The organism is Litchfieldia alkalitelluris (assembly GCF_002153425.1).
GTDB lineage: Bacteria > Bacillota > Bacilli > Bacillales > Salisediminibacteriaceae > Evansella > Evansella alkalicola.
The window spans coordinates 3928245-3953383 of sequence record NZ_KZ119600.1 but is presented as its reverse complement, the minus strand read 5'-3'; the positions used below and the strand labels follow the sequence as shown (position 1 = coordinate 3953383).

Sequence of the window (25139 nt, the reverse complement as noted above, 5' to 3'; positions counted from 1 at the left end):
ATCAAAAAGAGTTTGTTTCAGGTGATTAATGGCATACTGATAGCTTACCATTTTCCATTCGATTGCTTCTTCCGAGACTAGTTTAGTATGTAAGAAGGTTTGTAGGAACGTTTGACAAATAGTCATAATTTGTCCTCTATTTGATTGGAAATGTTCTATATGATTAAGATAGGAAAGCTATAAAGCTGTGAGATGAGTTTGAATTGCAGCCAAGAACGCGGGGAAGACTTCTGGTGTTTCATTCCGTTTGTAAACACCAGAACCGTCCCCGCGTTTACAACATGCTCATATGAAAGGGGTTACATTTATGCAAAAAGAATATAAGCTTCTTAATTATGAATGCGGAAAATTCATGTTTGAAGGTGTGCTCTTAGATTCAAGCACATTTGATATGGGGACAAATGAGCCAAAGGCAAAGGAAACAATTATCTTAAATCTATATAAAACAAGTGATGCCCATTTTGTGCTAGAAAGGCGAATTTTAATAGATTCTGAGCTGAAAGATGTGTCATTCTTAAGAACTGCATCGTCTTCCAAAATCCTGCTTCGTGCGTCACATGTACTTGGTCGACATAAAAGTGAATATGTTAAGAGAGTTAATAGATTACTGCGAAAAAAGTATCATTAGGTGAGCTATTAGTTACTAATTTACACACTTTCAGTATGGTAATGGAAACTTGTAAACGGAAGAACCGTCCCCATGTTTACAAACTGGAGGATGGGGGGAATGACAATTGTACAAGCCGATCATACAAATCTTTTAAAATTTTTTTAATAGATTTGTATAATCTATTAACTTCTTGAGAATACTAGATTATAACAATAACAACAAACAGGAGCGTGGTTAATATGATCAAGAAAAAGGCTGTACTTCCAGAGGAACTTCCGGAAAATGTGAATGATTTTTTAGAGATGCTATATAAGTACGTGATTAAATAGGACAGATTACATGAAAGCCAATACTTATGCGTTAAATAAAGAGGTGGAAGGTTCATTGGAATCTTCCATCTCTTTTTGTGGGGAAAACTATGCCAAAAGTAGCAGGATAAAAGTTTTGGGTATCGAAATAGTAGGGAGAATGCATTGTCGAGGATTGTTGAATCTAGCAGACTTGCTTTCAATCCAAACTACTAACAGGAGGAGAAATTCATGGCTTTAAAAACTTGTTTTGAATGTGGCAATGAAGTTTCTGACAGTGCCAAGTTTTGCCCAAATTGTGGAATTCCTATCAGAGAAAACAACATTGTGCCACTACATCAAGAATTGCACAATGGACAGCCTTACCAATTTGATTCGAATGCCGGAGCACAACATGAACAACATGTACCACATGCACAACAACATGTAGAAAATGCACAAAATACACGACAACACGAACAGCATGTACCACTTGCACAACAACATGCACAAAACGTACATAATGCGCAACACGAGCAGTACCACCAGCATGTGCATCAGCACGACCAGCACCAACAGGGAGGACTCATGAGAGATTTTACTGGCATTACTAATTTTGTGAAGGGATCGAACCCTATTCACATTGGAGGTGGCAGTTTGAAACGGTGGACATGGTTTCTAGTTGCAAATGTTGCTATTGTGCTCTCCCTTTCTATTATATCAGCCGGCGCATTAGTTGCAGTGGCACCGTTCATATTACTGCTGGGATTCACTTTTCCATTTATAGGACTTCTGTTTTCGAAGGCCCGTGCAAAAAAAGTGCATAATATGTATATTATTGATCCTAATAACTACCAAAATGAAGAGGAACGTAGCTTGTATGAACTTGTAGCTTCCCTTTGTGAAAAAGCAGGTATGACGAAGATGCCAGAGGTGGGGATTTATGCTAGTGGCGATGTTAATGCTTTTGCTACTGGCGCAAGCAAAAGCAATTCCCTTGTCGCTTTCAGTACGGCACTGCTAGATCAAATGGACGAACAAGCCATTGCTGCCGTTGCAGCACATGAAGTGGCGCATATTTCTAATGGGGACATGGTTACATTGAGCTTAGTACAGAGTGTTGTCAATACAATTGTACTGTTAATTACACTTCCACTGTCGATAATCAAGTGGCTATCCTTTTTTTCCGAGCAAGTAAGTGCACTTATGTTTATTATTATTGCAATTGTAAAAATGCTCGTTTCTGCAGTACTTGTATTTTTAGGTAGTCTTGTCGTCAAGGCGTTTTCAAGAAGGCGGGAGTTTGCGGCAGATAAGTTAGCATCGGAGTTAATAGACAGTAATTCTATGATCCATGCTCTTGAAAGCTTGAAGGGTGGAAATCCGAGAATAAGCAAGGAACAGAAACCTTATGCAGCATTTATGATAAGTACGCCTGAAAAAATGCTAGATGTTTTTTCTACCCATCCATCACTAGACAGACGAATTGCAAGGTTGAAGGGGACGAAGTAAAAAAGTTTTGCACGAATGTTGCTGTTCCCGCAGGAGTCTCGTTCGCTCCGACTCCTCAACACATTTATATAGAATTAATCCATATCCGAGAAAAAGGATAATCATTTATATCATGAAAAAAGGAGCTCCTATGCTTTTGTAACAAGCACGGGTCTCCTTTTTAAAAATTCGTAATCAGCCGACGGCAAACGTATTATTAGTCCTTCAACTTTAGCTTTGCCAGGGCATCTGCCAGAGCAGGGTTAAATGGTTCATCATTACTTTCCTGCTTATTTTGCTTCTTCATGTATTGATTCACTTCTCGCTTGGACAATTTCGTGTTCTTTTCTTTCGCCTTTCGTTCATTGAACGTGGAGAGCTTTTCCTTATGACCACATTTACAGACGAACACTTGACCTTCGCCTTGTCCACGCAACTCTAGCTTCTTTTTACACTTAGGACATCTGGCATTCGTGACTTTGGAGATGTTCTTCCTATGTCCACAATCACGATCCTGACACACAAGCATTTTACCTTTTTTCCCATTCACCTCAAGCATGAATTTACCACAATCAGGACATTTCGTCCCAGTCATGTTGGTGTGTTTGTACTTTTTTTCGCTATTTTTTATTTCATAGACTACGGATTTTGCGTAGCCCTTCATGTCGCTGATAAATGTAGCTTTTGGTAGCTTTCCTTTTGCAATGGCCTCAAGCTTTTGCTCCCATTCTGCCGTTAAGGCGGGGGACTTGAGATCTTCAGGTACAAGGTCCAATAACTGCTTTCCTTTTGACGTGATATGAATATCTTTCCCCTTTTTTTCGATCAAAAAGCTGTTGAAAAGCTTGTCAATAATATCTGCGCGAGTCGCAACCGTTCCAAGCCCGCCAGTCTTCTCCAACGTTTTCGCCAAATCCTTCTTATTCGTTTCATTCCCCATATCAGAGATGAATTTACCAGGGTTTTCCATAGCTGATAATAATGTCGCTTCATTAAAACGAGCTGGCGGCTTCGTTTCACCATTTGTTTGTTTGACTGAAGTGATTTGAAGCTTATCTCCCTGATGGAGTTTTGGTAACAATTGCTCCTGCAACTCAGCTTGATCCTCGTCTCCCTCTTCACTAAAGCGGTCGTCATAGATTTCCTTCCAACCCGGAGCGATCACTGTTTTCCCCTTAGCCACAAAGTTTTCCCCAGCAATCTCAGCCTTCATCGTCGTTTGCTCAAATTCGAAAGGAGGATACATGACAGCCAAGAAACGCTTCACAACCACATCATAAATCTTTCTTTCCTTATCTGAAAACTTGGCTACTATCGGCGTTTCCTCTGTTGGTATAATCGCATGGTGGTCAGATACTTTCTTATCATCTACGAATGATTTATTCCCCTTAATCGGCTTTTGAAGCAAAGTGTGGGCGAGCTTCGTGTAATCACGCACATTGCCACAAGCCTTGATTCGATCCTTCAACGTGTCCACGATGTCACTTGATAAGAAACGGGAATCCGTCCGAGGGTAAGTCAACACCTTGTGCTGCTCGTATAGCTTCTGCAGAATTCCTAGCGTTTCCTTGGCAGAATAACCGAACGCCTTGTTAGCCACTCGCTGTAGTTCCGTAAGATCAAATAGTCCTGGGGAAAAAACTTTTTTGTGTTTCTTGTCAATGTCAACTATGGTGGCCTGTTTCTCATTCTTTGTTTTGGATAAAAGCTTGTCCCCTGTCTCTTTAGAGAATGTCCTCATATCGTTCGTTTTCTTGTCAATCCAAGTTAAGGAAAGGTTCTGATCGGTTTTTGCCTTTACCCCAAAGTAAGGCTTTGGTTTAAATGTTTGGATTTCCTTTTCACGATTTGCGATGATCGCAACGGTTGGGGTCTGCACCCGTCCACAAGAGAGTTGAGCGTTAAATTTAGTAGTTAGTGCTCTCGTTGCATTTAGGCCAACATACCAATCTGCTTCCGAGCGAGCCACGGCTGATTGGTATAGGTTTTCGTACTCCCTACCATCTTTGAGTTTTTGAAAACCTTCTTTGATTGCTTTGTCCGTAACGGAACTGATCCAAAGTCGTTTTACAGGCTTTTTAACCTTGGCTTTTTCAATGATCCAGCGAGCAACAAGTTCCCCTTCGCGAGCCGCATCCGTTGCAATAATAATCTCTCCAGCATCGGAACGGGTCAATTGACTTTTTACAGCATGGAACTGTTTACTCGTTTTCTTAATAACCGTGAGCTTCAAATCCTTTGGCATCATCGGCAAATCTTCTAACTTCCACGCTTTATATTTATCGTCATACGCTTCAGGGTCCGCGAGAGTAACTAAATGCCCCAAGGCCCAAGTGACGATGTATTTCTGTCCTTCGATGAATCCATTTCCTTTTTTATGACAGTTCAGTACACGGGCAATATCCCGCGCAACTGATGGTTTTTCAGCAATAACAACACTTTTTTTCATAAAACATTTACATTCCTTTCAATGGTACAGCGTAACACTATCATACCATTCTGGTGCTGTCACCACCACATGTGCGTTGTATTGTGAGGGTGGCTGCGTTTGGCCCGGAACCGCCTATGAAGTGTGGAAGTTGGGTCTGATGATTTCACTAGTTTTAGTCTTTTTTGCTGTCTTTAATAAGAAATCTATCATTTCATGTATAAAAACTATGAAACTGGTAATTGCTGAAGAAAAGGCGATACCAATAAAAATGCTAGTCTCTGGACTACATCTTCTGATGGGTTACGGGGACTGGCTTTTAAAAAAGGAGAGTAAGAATATGAACAAAAAGTGGTTAGTTGTTATAACTTCAGCGTTATTGCTTCTGACAACGGCAACGACTCTATTTTTCGCCAATGAATCTTTAAAAAAACAGAATGAACTCGCTGCACTAGAAGTTGAACTACTAGACTTGGAAAACAACTTTAATCTAGCAAAATCAGAAATAACTTTATTTCAAACAATAAATTCATCTATGGAATTTCAAATGGCTAATGTTCTTGATAAGAGGGAACAGGAACGGGTGGAATTTGCCGAAGCACTAGAGATAGAAGGCTTGAAGGCGACTGTTGAAATGAAACAAACGTTGAATGAGGACGTTACGGAAGGGCGCGTTGAAGAGGTCGCTGGATTCCTTGCTTGGGAAACGGCAAATGAAGTTGCTGACTATTTGTACGAGGATAGTGATGGGAAATTTGAGAAGGAGTGGGGGAGGTTCCTCACGTTGGAGGCTTTGGACAAAGATATCGACCCGTTTCTAATTTATGAATTATTGCGAGTGGAAACTGGTGGTACGTTCAGTCCTGATGTTGTTGGGCCACAAACCCGTTATGGACGTGCGTATGGCTTGGCCCAATTCATGAAAAACACGGGTCCGTGGGTAGCGGAAATGGCTGACCTTCCATACGATCACGACATGCTATTTGATCCTCTATATTCGATCCAGCTAGCTGTTACGTATTTGGATTTTCTTTATAACCGCTATGGTGACTGGGATCAAGCCCTAACGGCATATCACAGAGGCATTTATGGTATGAAAAATTATGTTCGTGCAAATGGAAATGCGAAGAGCTGGTATGCAGTGGAGATACAGGAAGCAGCAAAGGAGCGAGATGATTCGGCGGTAGTGGCATTGATGAGTGCGTCGGAGTAGGAGTAGAAGTGGTGGTAGGTTAGTTGGTGTGGGAGATTTTGGGGTGTTGGTGTTGGTTTGGGTGGGTGTAGGTGCTATGGCGGCATAGGTGTTGGTGTAGTGTAGTTGTAGGTTAGGCATGGGAGTAGTGATTGGTAGGATTAGTTGTTGTTGTAGTTGTGGGTGGAGCCCCCTTTGGAGGACGTATGGATTGTTCTTCTAAAGGGGGTTTTTGTAACTAGAATTTATGTGATTTTTCGTTTTTTTTGGAGTTTATAATTTGCTTACATTCAGGAGGGAGAATGAGCAGAACGGGGAGTCGATTTGAGTCTCGATGTTGGCATCCATCTTGGAATTGTCCGCAGAAGCAGGAGCAGGGGACAAAAGTCTAGAGCTTTACGTTGTAAATGTCCGCAGAAGCAGGAGCAGGGGACAAAAGTCTAGAGCTTTACGTTGTAAATGTCCGCAGAAGCAGGAGCAACGGACAAAATGTTAGAGATTCACGCTGGAATTGTCCGCATAAGCAGGATCAGCGGACAAAAAGCTAGAGAATCAAGCTAGAAATGTCCGCAGAAGCAAGAGCAGCGGACAAAACGATAGAGATTCAAGTTGGAAATGTCCACAGAAGTAGGAGCAGGGGACAAAAGGGTTGAGATTCAAGCTGTAACTGTCCGCAGAAGCAGAAGCAGCGGACAAAAGGCTAGAGAATCAAGCTAGAACTGTCCGCAGAAGCAGGATCAGCGGACAAAAGGCTAGAGAATCAAGCTAGAAATGTCCGCAGAAGCAGGAGCAGCGGACAAAACACTAGAGAATCAAGCTAGAAATGTCCGCAGAAGAAGAAGCAACGGACAAAAAGCTAGAGAATCAAGCTAGAACTGTCCGCAGAAGCAGGATCAGCGGACAAAATGCTAGAGATTCACGTTGGAAATGTCCGCAGAAGCAAGGTCAGCGGACAAAAAGCTAGAGATTCAAGTTGGAAATGTCCACAGAAGTAGGAGCAGGGGACAAAAGGGTTGAGATTCAAGCTGTAACTGTCCGCAGAAGCAGGATCAGCGGACAAAAGGCTAGTCATTCACGCTGAATTTGTCCGCACCCCCACAAGCTGAGGACAATCCGCTTATTTTTCCCCATCACGATCTTCTATAATATATGTCCGTAATTCAAATTGAGCCAGTACACCTAATTGATATATTCGGTGAATTTCAATAGATGTGTTTTTCTTATAATTTTTTTGGGGTTTTATGTAAAAAAAAGCACCACTGAAAAATAATTCAGGGTGCTAGCCAAAATATTACTATATTTAAAACATGAGAAGGCTAAGTCATAGTTCTAATTAGTTGGGAGCGTTTTCAGCATTTCTGAAATGTGCAATTTTATCCTGATGGTAGAAGGCTTTGCGGATAATTGCACCCCGCTTTTTAGGTTCAGCCTCGCTGCAACGGTTGTAGAAAAATAGGTAATAATCTAAGAGAATTTCATGCCAAAGCACTTTAATCATAGACTTTTCCTCCTATTCATCGCACGGAGGTCCGCTTTCGGTAGCTGGCTGGCATAGTGGAGAAGGTCAATAAGGAGGGAGGACGAACCATGTTGTCCTTCTACGGCTCACATTTCAATCTAGAAATTCTTCCACTTTAGCCCCTCTAGCTTTGCGTCATCATTTTTCAATGATTTTGCCCTTTAGTACGATATGTAATTTATTAAATATATTATCTAACAAATTTTCAGATAATTACAGGGTATTTTACCATGGAAATAGTGGGTAAAATGCACTATATTACATAAATTATCCAACTTTTTCGCAAATGAGCAATGAAAAAGTTGGATACTAACCACCATGCTATTTACGCCGCACTAGCGAACACTTCGTACAATTCACGATCCCCTACGCCGCCACTAGCAATCATTCCCAGAAATATTCAAAACACCCTATTTTTCCCGCTCCCGCTCAATAGCATCTGCCGCCAATAGCATGATCGTCATGTCGTCCATTGGAGGGTTATGAAGACCAGCGCGAACGTCGCGATAATAGCGCTGAAGCGGATTCCCTGCGGATAAACTTCGTGCCCCAACTACCCTCATTGCCAAATCCACTACCTCGATTGCGTTGTTCACTACGGAATGCTTCACGGCACTGAGGATTGGCTTCATTTCGCTGCGTTTCTCCTCACTTGCTTCGTCCCATTCGCGGGCAGTGGAGTAAAGGAAATGCTTACTTTCTTGGAGGCGAAGCTCCATTTCACCGATTTTTTGACGCACGTTAGGTAAGTCACTAATCGTCCCACTGATACTATTTGGTGAGTAGCTTTTCGCAAATTGAATCGCGTAGTTTTGAGCCGCACCAGCAATGCCGAGATAACATGCTGGAATATGGAGGAGCCAGCCTTGTGCGGATTTGTTCCCAGGAGTGACATTCTCCACCAAATGTTCTTTTTTAACCATTACTTCTGTCAAAACAAGGTCGTGGCTGCCGGTACCTCTCATGGCAATGGAATCCCACGTTTCCTCAATCTCCATTCCTTTCGTACCACGGGGAATTAAGAAGTTTCCAACTTGATCCGTTCCATCGATGGACGCACTCACAACGAAATAATCGAGCACAGGAGACATGGTCGTGAAATTCTTCCTGCCTGTAATGATCCACGCTGTCCCATCATCAGATTCCTTCGCAGTTGTTTCTGGCTTCCCACCTCGTGTAGGACTTCCTGTAGCAGGCTCAGAGGCAGCATTATTAAGAAGCGATCCCTTTTTGACCACTTCTTCACAAAAAAATTGATAGATGTCCTCATTCCAGATTTTTTGCTCATCTAAATGCATGACAATACCCATGTGCCACCCAATGGAGAGTGCAGTTGAACCATCAGCTTTCCCAATGACCTCTTGGAGCTGTACCATTTCCAACAAGGAGATCTCCATGCCGCCGTGTCTCTTAGGTACCGTTAAAGCGGGATAACCGATACTACGCAAGTCATTAATGTTATCGACAGGGAAGGAGCCTTCCTTATCATGTTTATCTGCTCGTTCTTTAAATACTTCAACTTTTTCTTGTAAAAACTGTAGTCTTTCTTCTGGTGTATGTAAGTCTGTGATTTTCACTGTGTTATTTCCTCCCTCAGTCTAATTTCTGATATTTATACTATATCTTAAACAAACATATACAGCATCCTAAACGAATGGCGGTTAAAGAAAAGTGATAATTTTTTTGTCCGTTGTATTGTTAATAGAGATAAAAGTAATAGGGAAAAGATGTATTTTTGTGAAAAAAGGTGGACTTTTGTCGCATTATGCTATAACATTTTAACTAGAATAGATTTGACGAAAAGAATATAACGATAAAGGCAAACTTTCTGAAAGGAAAGGACGCAAAGCTACGAGCCTAAGGCAAATGCTACGGTCGTCGGGTTACCGAAAACTGGTTATTAATGTATACCTGTTTTGGGTATGCATTTTTTATTGCACTTCCTTAACAAACAAATACCAGTAGTAGGGGACGCAGACAATTACTTTACAAAATTTGAATTGTTATAAGGGAGAGGGTAATTATGGTATCTATCTTACAGGAAATTAATAATATGACGGATCTTGATTTTTTAGTGAAAGTACCTGGAAATCAGAATGAAGATATTCAAGGGAAGATTTGCACATCGAAGCCAAATGACTATTTTGAATATAACTACAGGAATAATAACTACTTATTTTTCATAGTTGATGGATTTGAACAATCGTCTTTTCAACTTTTAGAAGAGCTTTGTCATTCTGTTAAAGATTCAGAGCAAGCGGTTCCAATTATTTTAGTAAATAAAAACGAATTGCAAAATGAATTGCTTCCATATTTGTCTTTACCTTTGAATGGTGCAGTTTCAGAGCATTACTTTATGGAGAATTTTACATCTGTCATGCGATGTTTATCTTCTATGAATATGTACTTTGAACCAGCTTTTCAAAAAGAGCTTGTCATGAGAATTGAGCGTTTAAAAATGCCTAGTAGAAAAATTGAAAAGCTAAAGCTTGATGATAGAAAAGTAGACCATCTTTTAACTGGGAATGAGAAAAAAGTTCTGCAGTTACTCCTAGATGGAAACAACAATAGGGAGATAGCTGAGCAGTTATACTTTGCTAATTCTACAGTGAATAACTATATTAGCGACATTTTGAAAAAGGTCGGCGTTAAGGATAGAACCCAGGCAGTAGTAAAGGTTATCCGTAACGGTTGGGTTTTAACTGCCCGTTAAGACAAATAGCCGAAAATATCATAACTAAAATTTAGGTATATAAACAAGAGCAGCCTTATCTAAGGTTGTTCTTTTTTTGCGAAGAGTGGTAACAATGAGCGTGTACATAACAATATCATATCGATAATTGCTATCGTTTTTCTGTATAATTAGGATTAGAAATTGAATAACTGGGGGTTAACGGATTGGAAACGAGAAAATTATATTACGAAGATCCATACATAAAGAAATTTTCAACACGAGTTTTGGAGCAAAAACAAGAGGAGGCTACAGGGAATTGGTACGTTGTTTTGCAGGAAACGGCTTTTTATCCAACAGGTGGTGGACAACCTTGTGATCGTGGACTAATTCAAGGCAAGCCTGTCACACAAGTGGAAGAGATAGACGGAGAAATTCGTCATTATGTAGGGAGTCCTATTGAAGGAGAAACCGTAACGGTAGACTGTACCATTGAATGGGAACGTCGTTTTGACCATATGCAGCATCATACAGGACAACACATCTTATCTGCAGCCTTTGTATCCACAATGGACATTGATACAGTCGGCTTCCATCTTGGTGAAGAGGTCTGCACAATCGACTTAGATACAGCAACCCTAACTGATGATAATTTGAAAAAAGCTGAACTTTTATCAAACCAGATAATCCTGGAAAATCGTGTAATCGAAACGAAATGGGTTAGTCAGGAGGAGCTTGCTGACTATCCGTTACGAAAGCAGCCGAAAGTCAAAGAAGCTATTCGTCTTGTGATCATTCCCGAATTTGATTATAACGGGTGTGGTGGTACGCATCCTTTAGGGACTGGGCAAGTGAGTGCCATAAAGATTTTGGGTACAGAACGGATGAGGGGAAAAGTGCGTGTTAAATTTGTTTGTGGTAATCGGGTCCTACGACAACTTCATGGTAAACAAGAAATAGTTCAACGGTTAACGGATCATTTAAATGCACCAGAAGAGGGATTGGTAGAAGCGGTGGAGCGATTGTTGTTGAAAGAAAAGGAATTAATTTCGGCAATTGATGAAAAAATGGAGTTGTTGCTGGAGTATGAAGTGAATGACTTGCTCAATAGTGGAGAGGTCGTCCAATGGAGTGAAGGACAAGGTAACTCAGATGAGTCACTTGAGGACGAATTATTCCTTGTGAAAAAACGATATCAAGATCGCTCCGTTAAGGAAATGCAAAAGCTTGCAGGTATGCTTATTGAAAAAAGGGAGAGTGCAGCTGTTATTTTATTAAATGAAACAACAGAGGGCTTTCAATATGTTTGTGCTAGAGGGAATAAGGTTTCAAAGCCTAATTTAAAGGAAAAGTCTCCTGATATATTAAATCTTATTGATGGAAAAGGTGGGGGAAGAGAATCACAGATTCAAGGTGGCGGAAGTAAGACGATGACAGGAGAAGCGTTCTTAGAAAAAATGGTGAATATTATTACGAGTTGAGACTTGTAAAAAAAGGACTGTAATTGCATTCATCGATGCAATTGCAGTCCTAAATTCATTTCAAATTGACACGGGTCTCATTTCCATTAGTCATCAAGAAGACTTTTTTAAGGTTTCTTCAACTTCTTTTATGCTGTTTAAACTACTTGTATTGCTTGCTAAAATGTTTTCTAATGTAGCAATTAGTTCTTGTAGAGATGCACTAGATTGCTCACTAACAGCGGCTAGATCTTCTGTTGAACCATTAATCGTTTCCACTGTTTGATTAATTTCAGAAATGAGGTTGCTTCCGTTATCTGCAAGCTCCGATAGCTTTGTGATAGCTGTATTAATTAACTTAAAGGAATCATTTGTTTTTGTTGTAACTTCAAAGCTATTATCCATCCGTTCTGCAACTTTAATCATGAGTCCTCGTGTTTGGTCAGATTGCTGTCTGAATGAATCGATTTGATTAGAGATCTGATCAGCGGAGTGGGAGGTCATATCCGATAATTTACGGATCTCATCAGCTACAACAGAGAATCCGCGCCCGTGTTCCCCTGCTCGAGCAGCCTCTATACTTGCATTCAAGGAAAGTAAGTTAGTCTGTTCTGCAATTTCCTTGATAGTGTTACTGAATTGGCTTGTTTCATTTAACTTATCTATTAAAATACTAAAGTCTTTGGACATGGAGTCAATTTCAGTTTTAAACTGGTTTACCGTTTCGGTTAAAAATGAAATTTGCTTTTCACCTTCAGAGGATAAATGGTTCGTCTCCGTTGTTTCCTCTTTTAGTTCTGCCATCGAATCGTGCATTTTTTTAATCAGTTCCGTGATGGAAGTAACAGATTCGTTTATATCAACAGTCGCTTCGTTCTGTGAGTTCACACCAGAAGTAATTTCACTAAAGGAGCTATTCATTTCATTAAATGATAAGTTATTGTTTTCGCTTGTTTTAGATATAACTGACATACTTTTTGTTACGTCTTCAACCAGCTTTGCCATCGCCTGTTGCTGTTTCTGCTGCTCTGCTAGTAGTTTTTCCGTTTCGGCTCTAGATTCATCCATTTGTCTATTTACAAATTTATTCACTTGTAACATAGATATAATGAGAACCGTAACTAAGAGGTAATGAATGACAGCAGTAATCTGATCATCCTGAGAGAGCTGTAATATATCATTTTGGCCATAAACGATGTAAAGCAAGATGATGAATCCATATGTCTGTGTAATGATAGATATTTTATGGTTCATGTAAATTAAAGCTAAAATGATAATATAATAGACAGAAAAAATGTTACTGAATCCAGGCATTGTAAAAATCGTGAGTGAAGTACTAATAGCTGACCCAAAAACAGCGATGTAGCCAATATACTTAATTAGTATTTTCTTAAAGTGGAATAACGTAACTAATCCCCAAACTAACACCATTAAACCGAGCATGATAAGATCATTTGTCCCTAGGGCCCCCATTGTGAGCATTGCTCCAACAGAAAATCCAGTGACGATAGATATGGCAATAAAGACAATAAAATTACGACGAATCAAATCTTGTTCTTTGACAGTAAAATTCCGAACTGGTTTTTTATCAACTGCTGCATTCGACATTTCTCTACCTCGTTCCCCTTGGTTGTATAGTTAAAAAGTAGTATAAAATCCTATTCTTATTATAAATCATTGTTAAAGGGGTTAATAGTCGTGTAGAAATAATATAGAAGAATTACCTACGAAAATGGTAAAGGAAATCATACTAAAATTTGTAGTATACTGTTAATTATGAGAAAATGAATCATTAAAAAGGGCAACAATGTTACTTATAAAGGAGATAGCAATATGGCAGAGGTTCAATCAAACTTTCAAATAGAAACAAAAGTAAATCATTATCGTATGGTGTCTGCACTTCTGTGGGTGCCAACTATCACATATATTGTGGCCTTTCTATACGGTTTTCGCTTTAATGGGATCTTGCATATCGTCCCTTTCATTCCAGGGATCATTGGCGTGTATTACTGGCGGACGGCGTCTAAGCTAAAGAAATCCATGCTGATGGAAAGTGGCACTGTAGATTTAAAGGATAGTATTCCAGATGGGTATGACGTGATTGAAAATGTTGAACTCACCTCTCCAAACGGAAAAGAACGGACAGAAATTAATCATTTAGTTGTTGGGAAAAATGGTGTGTTTGTTGTTGATGTGAAAAATGTCATGGGTACGATTGAAGGAAATGAGTCCTCTTCGTCTTGGGTACAGCATAAAGATGGGCGCAAAGGTGGGAATTATTCAACAGAGTTGAGGAATCCCATGAAGGAAGTGAGGAAGCAGGTTCATCTACTATCTAACTTATTTAAGAAAAATAAGTTGGACGTGTTGGTGGAAGGTTCTGTTTTGTTCACAAATAAAAGAGTGGACGTCAAGGTAAAATCCTCGGGGAAAACGCCGATTTTCACTGATGGGAAGGACTTAACTGAACATATTGAGAAGCGTGTGCCGAAGAAGGAGCTAGATGAAGCGCAGTTGGAAGAAGTAAGGTCCCTTTTGAATAGTAACTAGGATTTTTGAATGGGAGCCAGGATCCAAAGTAGTCCGATATAAATCTGAATAAAGAAAAGTGCCTTCCCCAGTGGTTGAAAATTGTCATCCTGTTTGAAATGTGGGAAGGCTATTTCTTAGTTTTATAATACGTAGTTTTTTTGGAGTTTATAAATAGCTTCGAACTTAGAATGGAGACTGAAATGAGGAAGCGAAGCGGTTTGAGTCTTCATTTTTTCAAAATGGAGACTGAAATGAGGAAGGGAAGCAATTTGAGTCTTCATTTTCTCAGAATGAAGACTGAAATGGGAAGATAAAGCAATTTGAGTCTTCATTTTTCAGAATGAAGATTGAACGGAGTGCGGAAAGCGATACCTTCCTCACAAAATTATCAGTGATAAATGTCAATATTATCCATCAATAGAGCCTCTTTTAAACTTTAATAAGTATCTTACAACTAATTTTTTCCCAAAAGAATATCTTAATTCCTCCTGGCTTTTCTCGCTAAATAGTTCCCTAATGACTGTACTCCTTGGACAATGATAACGAGTATAATACATGTCACTACAATCACAAATGTATCAAAGCGTTGGTACCCAAAGGATATGGCGAGGTCCCCAACTCCTCCTCCGCCAACTACGCCTGCCATAGCGGTTGCGCCAATCAGGCCAATGGTTGCGGTTGTTAAGGTAAGGATAAGTGATCCTAATGCTTCTGGTAATAGAAAGTAGCGGATCACTTGAAATGGGGTTGCTCCCATGGATTCGGCTGCTTCTAATATCCCTTCTTTCACTTCAAGCAAGGAGTTTTCTACTAATCTCCCAATATAGGGTGCAATATAAATAGTAAGTGGTACGATGGCTGCACTCGTCCCGATGGATGTATTCACAAGCATACGGGTGAACGGAATAATTGCGACTAGCAAAATAATGAACGGTAGTGACCGAACGATGTTGATAATAGGATTTAGGACGCTGTAAAAAAGTTTGCTTTCAAGCACGCCGCCAGGTCTCGTAACGACAAGCAGTATGCCTAATGGAATTCCGATTAGTGAGCCAATAAGTAGGGATACGCCTACCATGACAAGTGTTTCTTGGATTGCAACGATAAATTGATTTAAAGTTATACTTGTGGAAAACATTATTCTTTTACCTCCCGAATGGTTACTCCTTTATCTTCTAGGAATGCTACTGCTTCCTGTATGTCCTCATTATTTCCTTTCAGTTGAATGACCATATGTCCTAATGTTGTTGATTGAATTTCAGTCATGTTTGCAAACAAGATGTTGAGTTGGACGTTGACGTATTTTCGATAAAGGGTGTGAATGATTGGTTCTGATGCATGTTCGCCCACGAATTCTAACTTATATATTTGTATCTGTTGATTAGCGTCTAGTTGGTGCCTTTGTTGAGCGCTTTGGCGTTGAATCAGTTCTTTCATGTTACTTTGCATGCTATCTTGAATGACGGTGCGCACAAAGTTCTTTGTTGTCGGGTGCTTAGGTTTTCCGAACACCTCTAATACGGTGCCTTGTTCGATAATCTCTCCCTTTTCCATGACGGCGACTCGGTTACATATCTCTTGAATGACGCTCATCTCATGGGTAATGATCATAATTGTAATGTTGTACTCTTCATTTATTCTCTTCAGTAGTTGAAGGATTGAGCGTGTCGTTTGTGGATCTAATGCTGACGTTGCTTCATCACAGAGAAGGATTGATGGATTGGAGGCCAGTGCCCTGGCTATACCAACTCGTTGCTTTTGTCCCCCTGACAATTCATTTGGAAAACTTTTTGCTTTATCTCCTAATCCTACAAACTCCAACAACTCTGTCACTCGCTGTTGTATGTCTGTTTTTGGTGTTTTAGTAAGTACAAGTGGGATTGCTACATTATCAAAAACAGTTTTCGATTCTAATAGATTGAAATGTTGAAAAATCATGCCGATGTTTTTCTTCATAGCCCTTAATTGTTTAGTATCGAACAGATCAAGTGGTTTTCCATCTACTAATACTCTTCCTTTTGTAGGCCTTTCTAGATAGTTTACAAGTCTAATTAATGTACTTTTTCCTGCTCCACTGTAGCCGATTACTCCGAAGATATCTCCTTTATTAACTGTTAGATTAATATTCTTGAGAGCTTCGTTAGTGACGCCTTTTCTTTCAAAAACTTTGTATACGTCCTGCATTTGGATCATGATCTATGTTCCTCCATTTCCATTAATTCCATCTATTTGGGTACTTTCTTACTTTCTTGTCCCTCTGAATGTTTTGGACTGATGTTTTTTTTAAGGCTCTGTTAAACTTAGATGTTGATTTTTTGTTACAGGTACTTGCTTTTACCACAGGCACAAGTGCGACATCTGCTCAACTTTCGCAGTGTCTTCTTTGCCGCGGGCGGCTGGTAAGCCTCCTCCAAATTCCGCCTAAGAACTTGCCCACGTCCTGTGGGCAACGGCGTAATGTCGGCGTCCTGCCTCCTGCATCTGCGGGCTCTTACCCCTGCCTTTAATCCCGCAGGATTGTTTTGTGCGACGAGTAATCGCAGGAGCAACGAGCATAAACATCACGAGTATGCTGCGAGTTGTCTCGACGGATATACTACAGAGCATTTGCTTGTAGAGGAAGAGACAGGCATACCTTCCACAAAAAATCAAAAGTGTTAAATACCAACATTACCCTTTAACAGAGCTTTTTTAAAGAATTACTGTATTTCAATTCTGACATAACAGGTAGGTTTTATAGGTATATTACGTTTTATTATTGAAACAGTCAATATATTTTTCTGAATTAGGGCATTAGTTTAAATCTAATAAGTGTAGTTAAGGGATATGGGGCGTTTGCGGATGTTGAAAAAAGTTCTTGCGCAAGGATAAATCATTATGGTAATATCCATTTAACAGATTAATCATATAAAGTAACTCGGATTTAACGGAGCGATAGAAATATCCACTTATCATCTAATGTTGAGGATTTGATTTTTCATACATTCATAAAGTTGCAATGGCATATACGCACTTTTCGAAAGGGAGTTTTCATATGAGTACGTGGACGAGGAAAGAAAGATTTGACGCTATTCTTTCAGGGGAGCTAGCTGACAGACCTATTGTCAGTGGTTGGAAGCATTTTTTAGATCACGAGCAGACAGGGGAGGATCTTGCAAAGATCACTGTTCGTTCTACAAAGAAGTTTGATTGGGATTGGGTGAAAATTAATCCGAGGGCAACGTATTACACAGAAGTGTGGGGAAATACGTATGACTTCGAAGATTACAACTGGGTTTTTCCAAAACAGACGAAGGCAGCTATTGAAAGGCCAGAAGATCTTTTCAATATTCAAGCAGTTGATGCGACGAAATCTGCCCCATTATTAGAGCAGATTCAGGCAGTGAAACAAATAAGAGGAGGCTTACCAGATACACCATTAACGCAAACGATTTTTTCACCATTAACAATACTATTGTTTCTAGCTGGTAGAATGCCATATTTGAATCAAACGGTGTATGGAAGTGATAAGCCCATGATGCTTGAGGAGTTGTTCTTAGAAGAGAGGACTGGCGTTCACAAAGCCCTTCATGCCATTGCTTTGACATTGGCGGATTATGTAAAAGAGTTGAAGGAAGCTGGAATTGATGGGTTATTTTATGCCGTGACAGGGACTCCCCATCCAAGTTTATTTCATGAAGCAGCTTTCAATGAGTTTTCCAGACCATACGACTTAATCGTATTAGAGGCGGCGAGGGAGAGTGGCGGAAAGACGATCCTTCACACGTGCGGAGATTACGCTCAGCCGAAGCGCTTTGATGAGTATCCTGTTCATGGAATCAGTTGGGATACAAAAGGAAGGGGTAATTGCGGTTTAGATATATGCTTGGAAAAAACGAAGGTTGGTGGAGTTGATCACCACTTGTTTGCTAAGAATGATCTAGCGGCGATTCGTAAAGAAGCAGCTACTGCGTTGAAAAAGATGGAAGGTAAGCCGTTCATTTTAGCTCCGAATTGTGCGATTCCTCCGAATGTAACTGATGATGCATTGATGGAATTCCGTCGTTCGGTAGGTTAATAGATTTTAGGAGGAACTAACGGAACGAGAAAATCTGGAGTAGTAGAGATAAAAAACAATTTTTACAAAAAAAAAACAAAAGCAAACATATATATATAAGGGAGAGAAAAATATGAAAAAGTTATTATTTACAATATTATCAATAGGAATGTTAGGGCTAGTTGCAGCATGTGGTGAGGAATCAACAACTGGCCAAGAGAAAAACAGTATCACTGTTGGGTTTGGGGTAGGAACTTATGAAGAGCAGTTCCGTGAAGCCATCCTACCGATTATGGAAGAAAAGGGATATGAAGTTGAAATACGTACTTTTTCACAGAACATGCAGTTGAATCCTGCGATGCACGAGGGTTCGATCGATGCAAGTGTGTTCCAAAGCACGGCTTACATGGAAGGGATCAATGAGGATCAGAACATGAATATGACTGGGGTTGCTTTCGTGCCAGGGGCGCCACAAGGACTTTACTCTGTTAATCACGACTCTTTTGATGATGTACAGGATGGTACGACTGTTGCGTTGCCTAATGATCCAGTTAATCAGGAGCGTGCTGTGAGAATTCTAGAAGACCTTGGGTGGGTAAAAATAAAGGAAGACGCTGGTACAATTGACTTTAATTTAAGTAGTGTAGAGCCTGATTTATACGACATTGACTTTCAAGTTTTAGACCCAGCACAAATATTAGTTTCATTAGAAGACGTTGACTTTGGTGTTGTTAATGGAAATTACATTGCAAACTCGGGTCGTAGAATTGCAGAGGCTTTAAAAATTGAGAATACTCCAATGGAGCACCGCATTATCCTATCTGTAAATGAGGGAGATAAAGATACGCAGTGGGCACAGGATTTAGTGGCAGCTTACGAATCCCGTGAGTTTGAAGAGTACATTCTTTCTCAGTCAAAATATGATGGATTTATTTTACCAGAAGCTTGGGAGAACAACTAAACACTATACGAGTTTGATAGAAGCGAGGAGAGAAAGATGGGAACTAAGCAGCAAATTCATTTTATTGGTGGTGGCCAGATGTCTGAGGCCATCATCCGTGCTATCCTTCAAAATGAAACTTTTTCTGCAAAACAGATATCTGTAGCTGATATAAATCCTAGTAGATTGGACTATTTGAAGGGGAAATATGAGATAAAGACCGTGTCCAGCCATCATCAACAAAAAGAGCTATCTCATGCAACGTTGATTGTTCTAGGTGTAAGACCTCATGATGATTTGGCATCTGTTGGTGAATTAATAAAAGAGCATGGGCAAGACGAAGCGGCAGTATTATCATTAATTGCAGGCGTGAATATTGAAAAACTAGCAAGTTATTTACAGGTAGATATAGAGGGGCGCCCGATCATTCGGGTGATTCCAAATACACTGACAGATACTGGACTTGGCTATAGTGGTGTTGCTACTAATCAAGCTGCTGAGGTCGAAACGGTGAAAGAGGAAGTAGACAAGTTTTTAAAAGGATTTGGAAAGGTTCAATACTTGGAAGAATCACTCATCGATGTTTTTACAGGCTTCGGGGTTGCTGGTCCTAATTACATCTATTATTTTATTGAATCCTTTGTGGACGCAGGTGTTCTAGCTGGACTTCCGCGGGAACAGGCTTGGAAGGTAGCACTTGAAAACATGGTTGGAGCAGTAGAAATGCTAAGGTTAAGCGGAAAGCACCCTAGGCAGCTATTGGATATTAATAATTCACCTGCAGGCGTCGGAATGCACGCCCTTCATGAGTTAAATGGCAGTGACTTTTCCGCAGGGCTGCAACGGAGTGTTCTGGCAGCTGTGAAACGAACAACTGAGCTTGGAGGAGAGAAGTCATGAGTGACGTGGCCACTGGCAATCAATTGAAGGGTCAAAACGGTGACGGTGATGGTGACGGGCAAACTCCCAGTCTCGTTCTCGATCACGTTGTTCATTATGTGAATGATTTAGAGGAGCCCATCTCTGTTTTTGAAAAAAATGGTCTGCATGCCTTTCACGGGGGCTCCCATAAACAGTGGGGAACCTTTAATGCCTTAAGTTATTTCGATTTAACGTACATTGAATTTATGGGAATAGAGGACAGAGATCTTGTTGTTAACGCAAAGGAATCGAACCTAATTGCAAGGGATTCTGCAGTTTTGTTGCCTGAACATGAGTTGCTTAACAGGGTTGCCCTTCGAACAAACGATATTGATGCAGTGGCCTCAAAACTAAAGTTGCACGGTTTGTCCCTGTCTCCAATCATTGATGGGAAGCGTCTAAATAAACAAGATCAGCTCATTGAATGGCGTATGATGACCATTGCTGGAGACTACCAAGGGCTTGTTTATCCATTCGTCATTCAGTGGAAAGGGAATGATGAGGACAGGCTCAAACAGTTGATAGAAGCGGGAGTTGTTCAGGACCACCCTGCTGGAGAAGTGTCTGTGAAAAATGCAGTTTTCCATGTGGAGGACCCTGTGGAGATCGCATCTCATTGGGCGGAAATTTTTGGCTTTGGCTTTGAAGAAACAGAGTTGGCTTCTTGTGTTGATGAGGATTATGAGGTGGCAAGTCTAAAGGAAGCTGGATCTCGTGGAAGTGGGAAGGGGTTTGTGTTTAGAAAAGGTAATGCAAATCGCCTTACTCAATTGGAGTTCCAAACGGCAAAGAATTCTAAACTAAGTGGGACAAAGATTGAAATAGGGAAAGGTGAGTATGTATTTCTATAAGAAGGGCAAGTGAGTGAGGAGGGGCGTGGCGAATTTGTAAGTGCGAAATTGTAGATTTGTGCAATTGAACGCTGCGAGTTTGTGCGTTTGGAATTGAGCGTCTTCGCTACATTTGTAACTTTGTCCCCTGGAATTTTGCTACTTCATAGTTTCTCACATAGATAACGTAAGAAATCATAAACTATTACCTGATGCAGAATTAATTTTGCTCAGGTTCTTTTTTGTGGGGAAGTGTTTAAGTATGTCTCTAGGTAATACCGACAGATTTGCATTGAAACTAAGCAAAACTGTCGATAAGAGAGCGTAATACCGACAGATTTGCATCGGAATCAAAGAAAACTGTCGATAAGAACAGGTTATACCGACAGATTTGCATTGAAACTAAGCAAAACTGTCGATAAGAGAGTATAATACCGACAGATTTGCATAGAAATCAAAGCAAACTGTCGATAAGAGAGTGTAATACCGACAGATTTGCATTGGAATCAATTAAAACTGTCGATAAGAGAGTATAATACCGACAGATTTGCATTGAAACCAAAGAAAACTGTCGATAAGAGAGCATAATACCGACAGATTTGCATAGAAATCAATTAAAACTGTCGATAAGAGAGCATAATACCGACAGACGCATGGAAACCAATTAAAACTGTCGATAAGAGAGCGTAATACCGACAGTTTTGCATGGAAACCAATTAAAACTGTCGATAAGAGCCCGTAATACCGACAGATTTGCATTGAAATCAAAGAAAACTGTCGATAAGAGAGTGTAATACCGACAGTTTTGCATGGAAACCAATTAAAACTGTCGATAAGAGAGCATAATACCGACAGATTTGCATAGAAATCAATTAAAACAGTCGATAAGAGAGCATAATACCGACAGATTTGCATAGAAATCAATTAAAACAGTCGATAAGAGAGCATAATACCGACAGATTTGCATAGAAATCAATTAAAACAGTCGATAAGAGAGCATAATACCGACAGATTTGCATAGAAATCAATTAAAACAGTCGATAAGAGAGCATAATACCGACAGATTTGCATAGAAATCAATTAAAACAGTCGATAAGAGAGCATAATACCGACAGATTTGCATAGAAATCAATTAAAACAGTCGATAAGAGAGCATAATACCGACAGATTTGCATAGAAATCAATTAAAACTGTCGATACGAGAGCATAATACCGACAGACGCATGGAAACCAATTAAAACTGTCGATAAGAGCGCGTAATACCGACAGATTTGCATTGAAATCAAAGAAAACTGTCGATAAGAGAGTGTAATACCGACAGTTTTGCATGGAAACCAAAGCAAACTGTCGATAAGAAAACGAATAAACCATCATAACTGCTGCTTCCTTAATACAACCCACACAAGCACTTCAATAAAAAAGCATAGTTATGGGATTTCTACGCAATCCTTTTTATCGAAGTCACAATCAATCCATAAATGTACGGACAATAAGGAATAATACCCATATTAAGAACACACCAGTCTAGTTTTTTATCGTTGTAACAATAATGTAAAATAAAATTCTTAACAAAACACTTTATATATTGTACGTACAAGTTTATAATGGAACATGAGTGATTACTCTATTAGTTTCCTAGAAGGAGCTGAACCATATGTTAGAAAGTTTAAAAGAGAAGGTTTTACAAGCTAATCTTGCACTTCCAAAACACAAGCTAGTTACATTTACTTGGGGGAACGTCAGCGGGATTGATCGAGAAAGTGGGCTTGTAGTAATTAAGCCTAGTGGACTTGATTATGATGAAATGACAAGTGATGATATGGTTGTCGTTGATTTAGAAGGTAACGTTGTTGAAGGAGATTTAAAGCCTTCATCTGATACAGCGACACACTTGATACTATATAAAGCGTTTACAAAAATAGGTGGAATTGTACATACCCATTCCACAGCTGCAACTAGCTGGGCTCAAGCAGGAAGGTCAATTCCAGCATACGGGACAACACATGCAGATTACTTCTATGGGGAGATTCCTTGTACAAGGGCAATGACTCGTGAAGAGATCGAAGGGAAATATGAATTGGAAACAGGTAATGTGATCGTGGAATGCTTTGAATCTCAGAACATTGATCCTATGAATATTCCAGGGGTTCTCGTGAATTCTCATGCGCCATTTGTTTGGGGGAAAGATCCAAATAATGCCGTTCACAATGCAGTTGTAGTGGAGGAAGTTGCGGATATGGCAATGAAGACGCTTTCTATCAATCCATCTACACCACCTATGGACCAAACTTTACTTGACCGCCATTTTCTTAGAAAACATGGTGCGAACGCTTACTATGGTCAAAAGTAAAGCAAAATACTGAACAAAACAATAGCATCTAGCAATTATAATTATTTATGATTTAAAGCACAATATTCCCAAGGAGGAAAAAACATGTTAAAGACGAAAAAATATCAGTTTTGGTTTGTAACAGGAAGCCAGCATTTATATGGTCCTGAAACCATTGAAGAGGTACATGACCATTCAGCTAAGATTGTTGAAGGATTAAATAATGACGAAAGTATTCCGTTTGAAATCGTATTAAAACCAGTTTTAACTACAGCAGATGCTATTCTAGATTTATGCTCGGAAGCAAATGTAGATAAAGAATGTGCTGGGATTATCACTTGGATGCATACTTTCTCTCCTGCAAAAATGTGGATTGCTGGTCTTTCTGAATTAAGAAAGCCTTTACTCCATCTTCACACGCAGTTTAACAGAGAAATTCCATGGGACAAAATCGACATGGACTTTATGAATACGAACCAATCTGCTCATGGAGACAGGGAATATGGTTTTATTGGTGCACGCATGAATGTTCCTCGTAAAGTTGTAGTGGGACATTGGGAAGATGAGGATGTGCGTACTAGAACGGCAAGTTGGATGAGAACTTCTATTGCAGTTGTTGAAGGGAAAAACATCAAAGTGGCCCGTTTTGGCGATAACATGCGTAATGTTGCTGTTACAGAAGGGGATAAAGTAGAAGCTCAGATCAAGTTTGGTTGGACAACGACAGCATTTGGTATTGGGGATTTAGTGGAACGTATGAATGAAATCTCTGATGAAGCTGTTGATGCCCTTTATGAAGAATATAACGAATTATATGATATAAATTCTGCTGCAGAAACGTCTGAGGAGTACAAGGAATCTATTAAATATCAGGCTCGAATTGAGTTAGGCTTGAAATCATTTTTAGAAGAAGGTGGATTCGGTGCCTTCACAACTAACTTCGAAGACCTTCACGGCATGAGACAGTTGCCTGGACTAGCGGTTCAACGTTTGATGGAACAAGGCTACGGTTTTGCAGGAGAAGGTGATTGGAAAACTGCAGCGTTACTTCGAATGATGAAGATTATTGCAGACGGTAAGGGAACTTCCTTTATGGAAGATTACACCTACCACTTAGAAAAAGGGAATGAGCTTGTACTTGGATCTCACATGTTAGAAATTTGTCCTACAGTTTCAGCGACAAAGCCGAAAATTGAGGTACATCCACTTGGAATTGGTGGGAAAGATGATCCTGCTCGAATGGTATTCAATGGTGATGAAGGACGTGCATTAAATGCATCTCTTATAGATTTAGGACATCGTTTCCGATTAGTAGTAAATGAAGTAGAAGCTGTGAAACCTGTGAAGGAAATGCCAAATCTTCCTGTTGCACAAGTTTTATGGAAGCCGAAGCCATCTTTAAGTGAATCTGCCGAAGCTTGGATTCATGCTGGTGGTGCTCACCATACCGTGTTCTCCTTTAAGGTAACACCGGAACAATTGTATGATTGGGCAACAATGAATGATGTTGAGATTGTGTTTATTAACGAATCTACCAATGTGATGCAGTTCCAAAATGAACTGAAATGGAATGATATTGCTCGTAGATTTTAATAATGGTTTTAATTAGTTTGGCTGCCCCTTACTAATTAAAATAGATGTTTTACCTTTGGGAGTTTACCTTACGCATGCATAGCTAAATTAATTAGCCAATTTGATGTGCTAAAGGTAAGCTCCATTTTTTTTTAAAAAATATTAGCTCAGATAAATCTTGATATTGATTTTTTGCTACAGGTACTCGCTTTCACGCAAGGTACAAGTGCGACATCTGCTCATTCTTCGCAGTGTCTTCTTTGCCGCGGGCGGCTGATAAGCCTCCTCGATGCTTTTGCATCTGCGGGGTCTTATCCCTGC

General features: G+C 39.9%; 20 protein-coding genes and 2 riboswitches. Of the genes, 14 read left to right on the top strand and 6 right to left on the bottom strand.

All coding sequences use genetic code 11. The features are described 5' to 3' along the window. Positions 1 to 307 precede the first annotated feature (307 nt). Both BW724_RS18765 and htpX read left to right on the top strand, forming a co-directional pair. Positions 308 to 628: a hypothetical protein gene (locus BW724_RS18765; RefSeq protein WP_088076666.1), complete on the top strand. Its 321-nt coding sequence runs from the start codon at positions 308 to 310 to the stop codon at positions 626 to 628. A gap of 521 nt (positions 629 to 1149) precedes the next feature. Then, positions 1150 to 2409, top strand: a complete 1260-nt coding sequence (htpX, locus tag BW724_RS18760; RefSeq protein WP_088076665.1) for a protease HtpX — start codon at positions 1150 to 1152, stop codon at positions 2407 to 2409. Positions 2410 to 2605: 196 nt separating this feature from the next. Here htpX and BW724_RS18755 read toward each other — a convergent pair whose 3' ends face one another. Next, the gene (locus tag BW724_RS18755) at positions 2606 to 4837 is read right to left on the bottom strand and encodes a DNA topoisomerase III (protein WP_088076664.1); all 2232 of its coding nucleotides are present in this window, start codon (positions 4835 to 4837) and stop codon (positions 2606 to 2608) included. A 139-nt stretch (positions 4838 to 4976) separates the two neighbouring features. Here BW724_RS18755 and BW724_RS24145 point away from each other — a divergent pair, with 139 nt between their 5' ends. The 3 genes from BW724_RS24145 (at position 4977) to BW724_RS23740 (ending at position 6972) form a co-directional block, all read left to right on the top strand. Beyond that, positions 4977 to 6029 carry a lytic transglycosylase domain-containing protein gene (locus BW724_RS24145; RefSeq protein WP_235849017.1) on the top strand — a complete coding sequence of 351 codons (1053 nt, stop codon included), beginning with the start codon at positions 4977 to 4979 and terminating at the stop codon, positions 6027 to 6029. A gap of 313 nt (positions 6030 to 6342) precedes the next feature. Beyond that, a complete protein-coding gene (locus BW724_RS23745) occupies positions 6343 to 6504 on the top strand; it encodes a hypothetical protein (protein ID WP_176371468.1) in 162 nt (53 codons plus the stop codon). Between the two features lie 327 nt (positions 6505 to 6831). Beyond that, positions 6832 to 6972: a hypothetical protein gene (locus BW724_RS23740; RefSeq protein WP_176371467.1), complete on the top strand. Its 141-nt coding sequence runs from the start codon at positions 6832 to 6834 to the stop codon at positions 6970 to 6972. 369 nt (positions 6973 to 7341) lie between these two features. Here BW724_RS23740 and BW724_RS23735 read toward each other — a convergent pair whose 3' ends face one another. Next, positions 7342 to 7506, bottom strand: coding sequence for a hypothetical protein (locus tag BW724_RS23735; RefSeq protein WP_176371466.1), 165 nt, complete (start codon positions 7504 to 7506; stop codon positions 7342 to 7344). 36 nt (positions 7507 to 7542) lie between these two features. Then, a riboswitch (cyclic di-GMP riboswitch) is annotated at positions 7543 to 7696 on the bottom strand. 241 nt (positions 7697 to 7937) lie between these two features. Next, positions 7938 to 9104: an acyl-CoA dehydrogenase family protein gene (locus BW724_RS18745; protein ID WP_088076663.1), complete on the bottom strand. Its 1167-nt coding sequence runs from the start codon at positions 9102 to 9104 to the stop codon at positions 7938 to 7940. Between the two features lie 231 nt (positions 9105 to 9335). Continuing rightward, a riboswitch (cyclic di-GMP riboswitch) is annotated at positions 9336 to 9418 on the top strand. A gap of 132 nt (positions 9419 to 9550) precedes the next feature. On the opposite strand from BW724_RS18745, the gene BW724_RS18740 reads away from it, so the two are divergent. After that, on the top strand, positions 9551 to 10240 hold the full coding sequence (locus tag BW724_RS18740; protein ID WP_140355010.1) for a LuxR C-terminal-related transcriptional regulator: 690 nt from the start codon (positions 9551 to 9553) through the stop codon (positions 10238 to 10240). A gap of 185 nt (positions 10241 to 10425) precedes the next feature. Beyond that, entirely contained in the window at positions 10426 to 11679 is a 1254-nt protein-coding gene (locus tag BW724_RS18735; protein ID WP_088076662.1) for an alanyl-tRNA editing protein, read from the top strand. Between the two features lie 93 nt (positions 11680 to 11772). On the opposite strand, the gene BW724_RS18730 is transcribed toward BW724_RS18735, so the two are convergent. Next, on the bottom strand, positions 11773 to 13266 hold the full coding sequence (locus BW724_RS18730; protein WP_088076661.1) for a methyl-accepting chemotaxis protein: 1494 nt from the start codon (positions 13264 to 13266) through the stop codon (positions 11773 to 11775). A gap of 225 nt (positions 13267 to 13491) precedes the next feature. Between BW724_RS18730 and BW724_RS18725 the strand changes: the two genes are divergently transcribed. Continuing rightward, positions 13492 to 14208, top strand: a complete 717-nt coding sequence (locus BW724_RS18725; RefSeq protein WP_088076660.1) for a nuclease-related domain-containing protein — start codon at positions 13492 to 13494, stop codon at positions 14206 to 14208. Positions 14209 to 14668: 460 nt separating this feature from the next. Here the strand turns inward: BW724_RS18725 and BW724_RS18720 are convergent, their stop codons facing one another. Together BW724_RS18720 and BW724_RS18715 are read right to left on the bottom strand one after the other, a co-directional pair. Continuing rightward, positions 14669 to 15328, bottom strand: coding sequence for a methionine ABC transporter permease (locus tag BW724_RS18720; RefSeq protein ID WP_088076659.1), 660 nt, complete (start codon positions 15326 to 15328; stop codon positions 14669 to 14671). Further along, a complete protein-coding gene (locus BW724_RS18715; protein ID WP_088076658.1) occupies positions 15328 to 16383 on the bottom strand; it encodes a methionine ABC transporter ATP-binding protein in 1056 nt (351 codons plus the stop codon). Before BW724_RS18715 ends, BW724_RS18720 begins: the two co-directional genes overlap by 1 nt. An 841-nt stretch (positions 16384 to 17224) precedes the next feature. Here BW724_RS18715 and BW724_RS18710 point away from each other — a divergent pair. From BW724_RS18710 to araA, 6 genes are all read left to right on the top strand, one after another. Next, a complete protein-coding gene (locus BW724_RS18710; RefSeq protein WP_088076657.1) occupies positions 17225 to 18247 on the top strand; it encodes a uroporphyrinogen decarboxylase family protein in 1023 nt (340 codons plus the stop codon). 112 nt (positions 18248 to 18359) lie between these two features. Continuing rightward, on the top strand, positions 18360 to 19187 hold the full coding sequence (locus BW724_RS18705; protein WP_088076656.1) for a MetQ/NlpA family ABC transporter substrate-binding protein: 828 nt from the start codon (positions 18360 to 18362) through the stop codon (positions 19185 to 19187). Positions 19188 to 19223: 36 nt separating this feature from the next. After that, positions 19224 to 20066 (top strand): pyrroline-5-carboxylate reductase family protein, encoded by an 843-nt coding sequence (locus BW724_RS18700; protein ID WP_088076655.1) that lies wholly within the window; start codon positions 19224 to 19226, stop codon positions 20064 to 20066. Beyond that, on the top strand, positions 20063 to 20938 hold the full coding sequence (locus BW724_RS18695; RefSeq protein WP_088076654.1) for a VOC family protein: 876 nt from the start codon (positions 20063 to 20065) through the stop codon (positions 20936 to 20938). The genes BW724_RS18700 and BW724_RS18695 overlap by 4 nt, the downstream gene beginning before the upstream one ends. Positions 20939 to 22571: 1633 nt before the next feature. After that, entirely contained in the window at positions 22572 to 23267 is a 696-nt protein-coding gene (gene araD, locus BW724_RS18690) for an L-ribulose-5-phosphate 4-epimerase (protein ID WP_088076653.1), read from the top strand. A gap of 84 nt (positions 23268 to 23351) precedes the next feature. Beyond that, complete coding sequence (gene araA, locus BW724_RS18685) at positions 23352 to 24839, top strand: L-arabinose isomerase (protein ID WP_088076652.1); 1488 nt, start codon at positions 23352 to 23354, stop codon at positions 24837 to 24839. Positions 24840 to 25139: the final 300 nt, after the last annotated feature.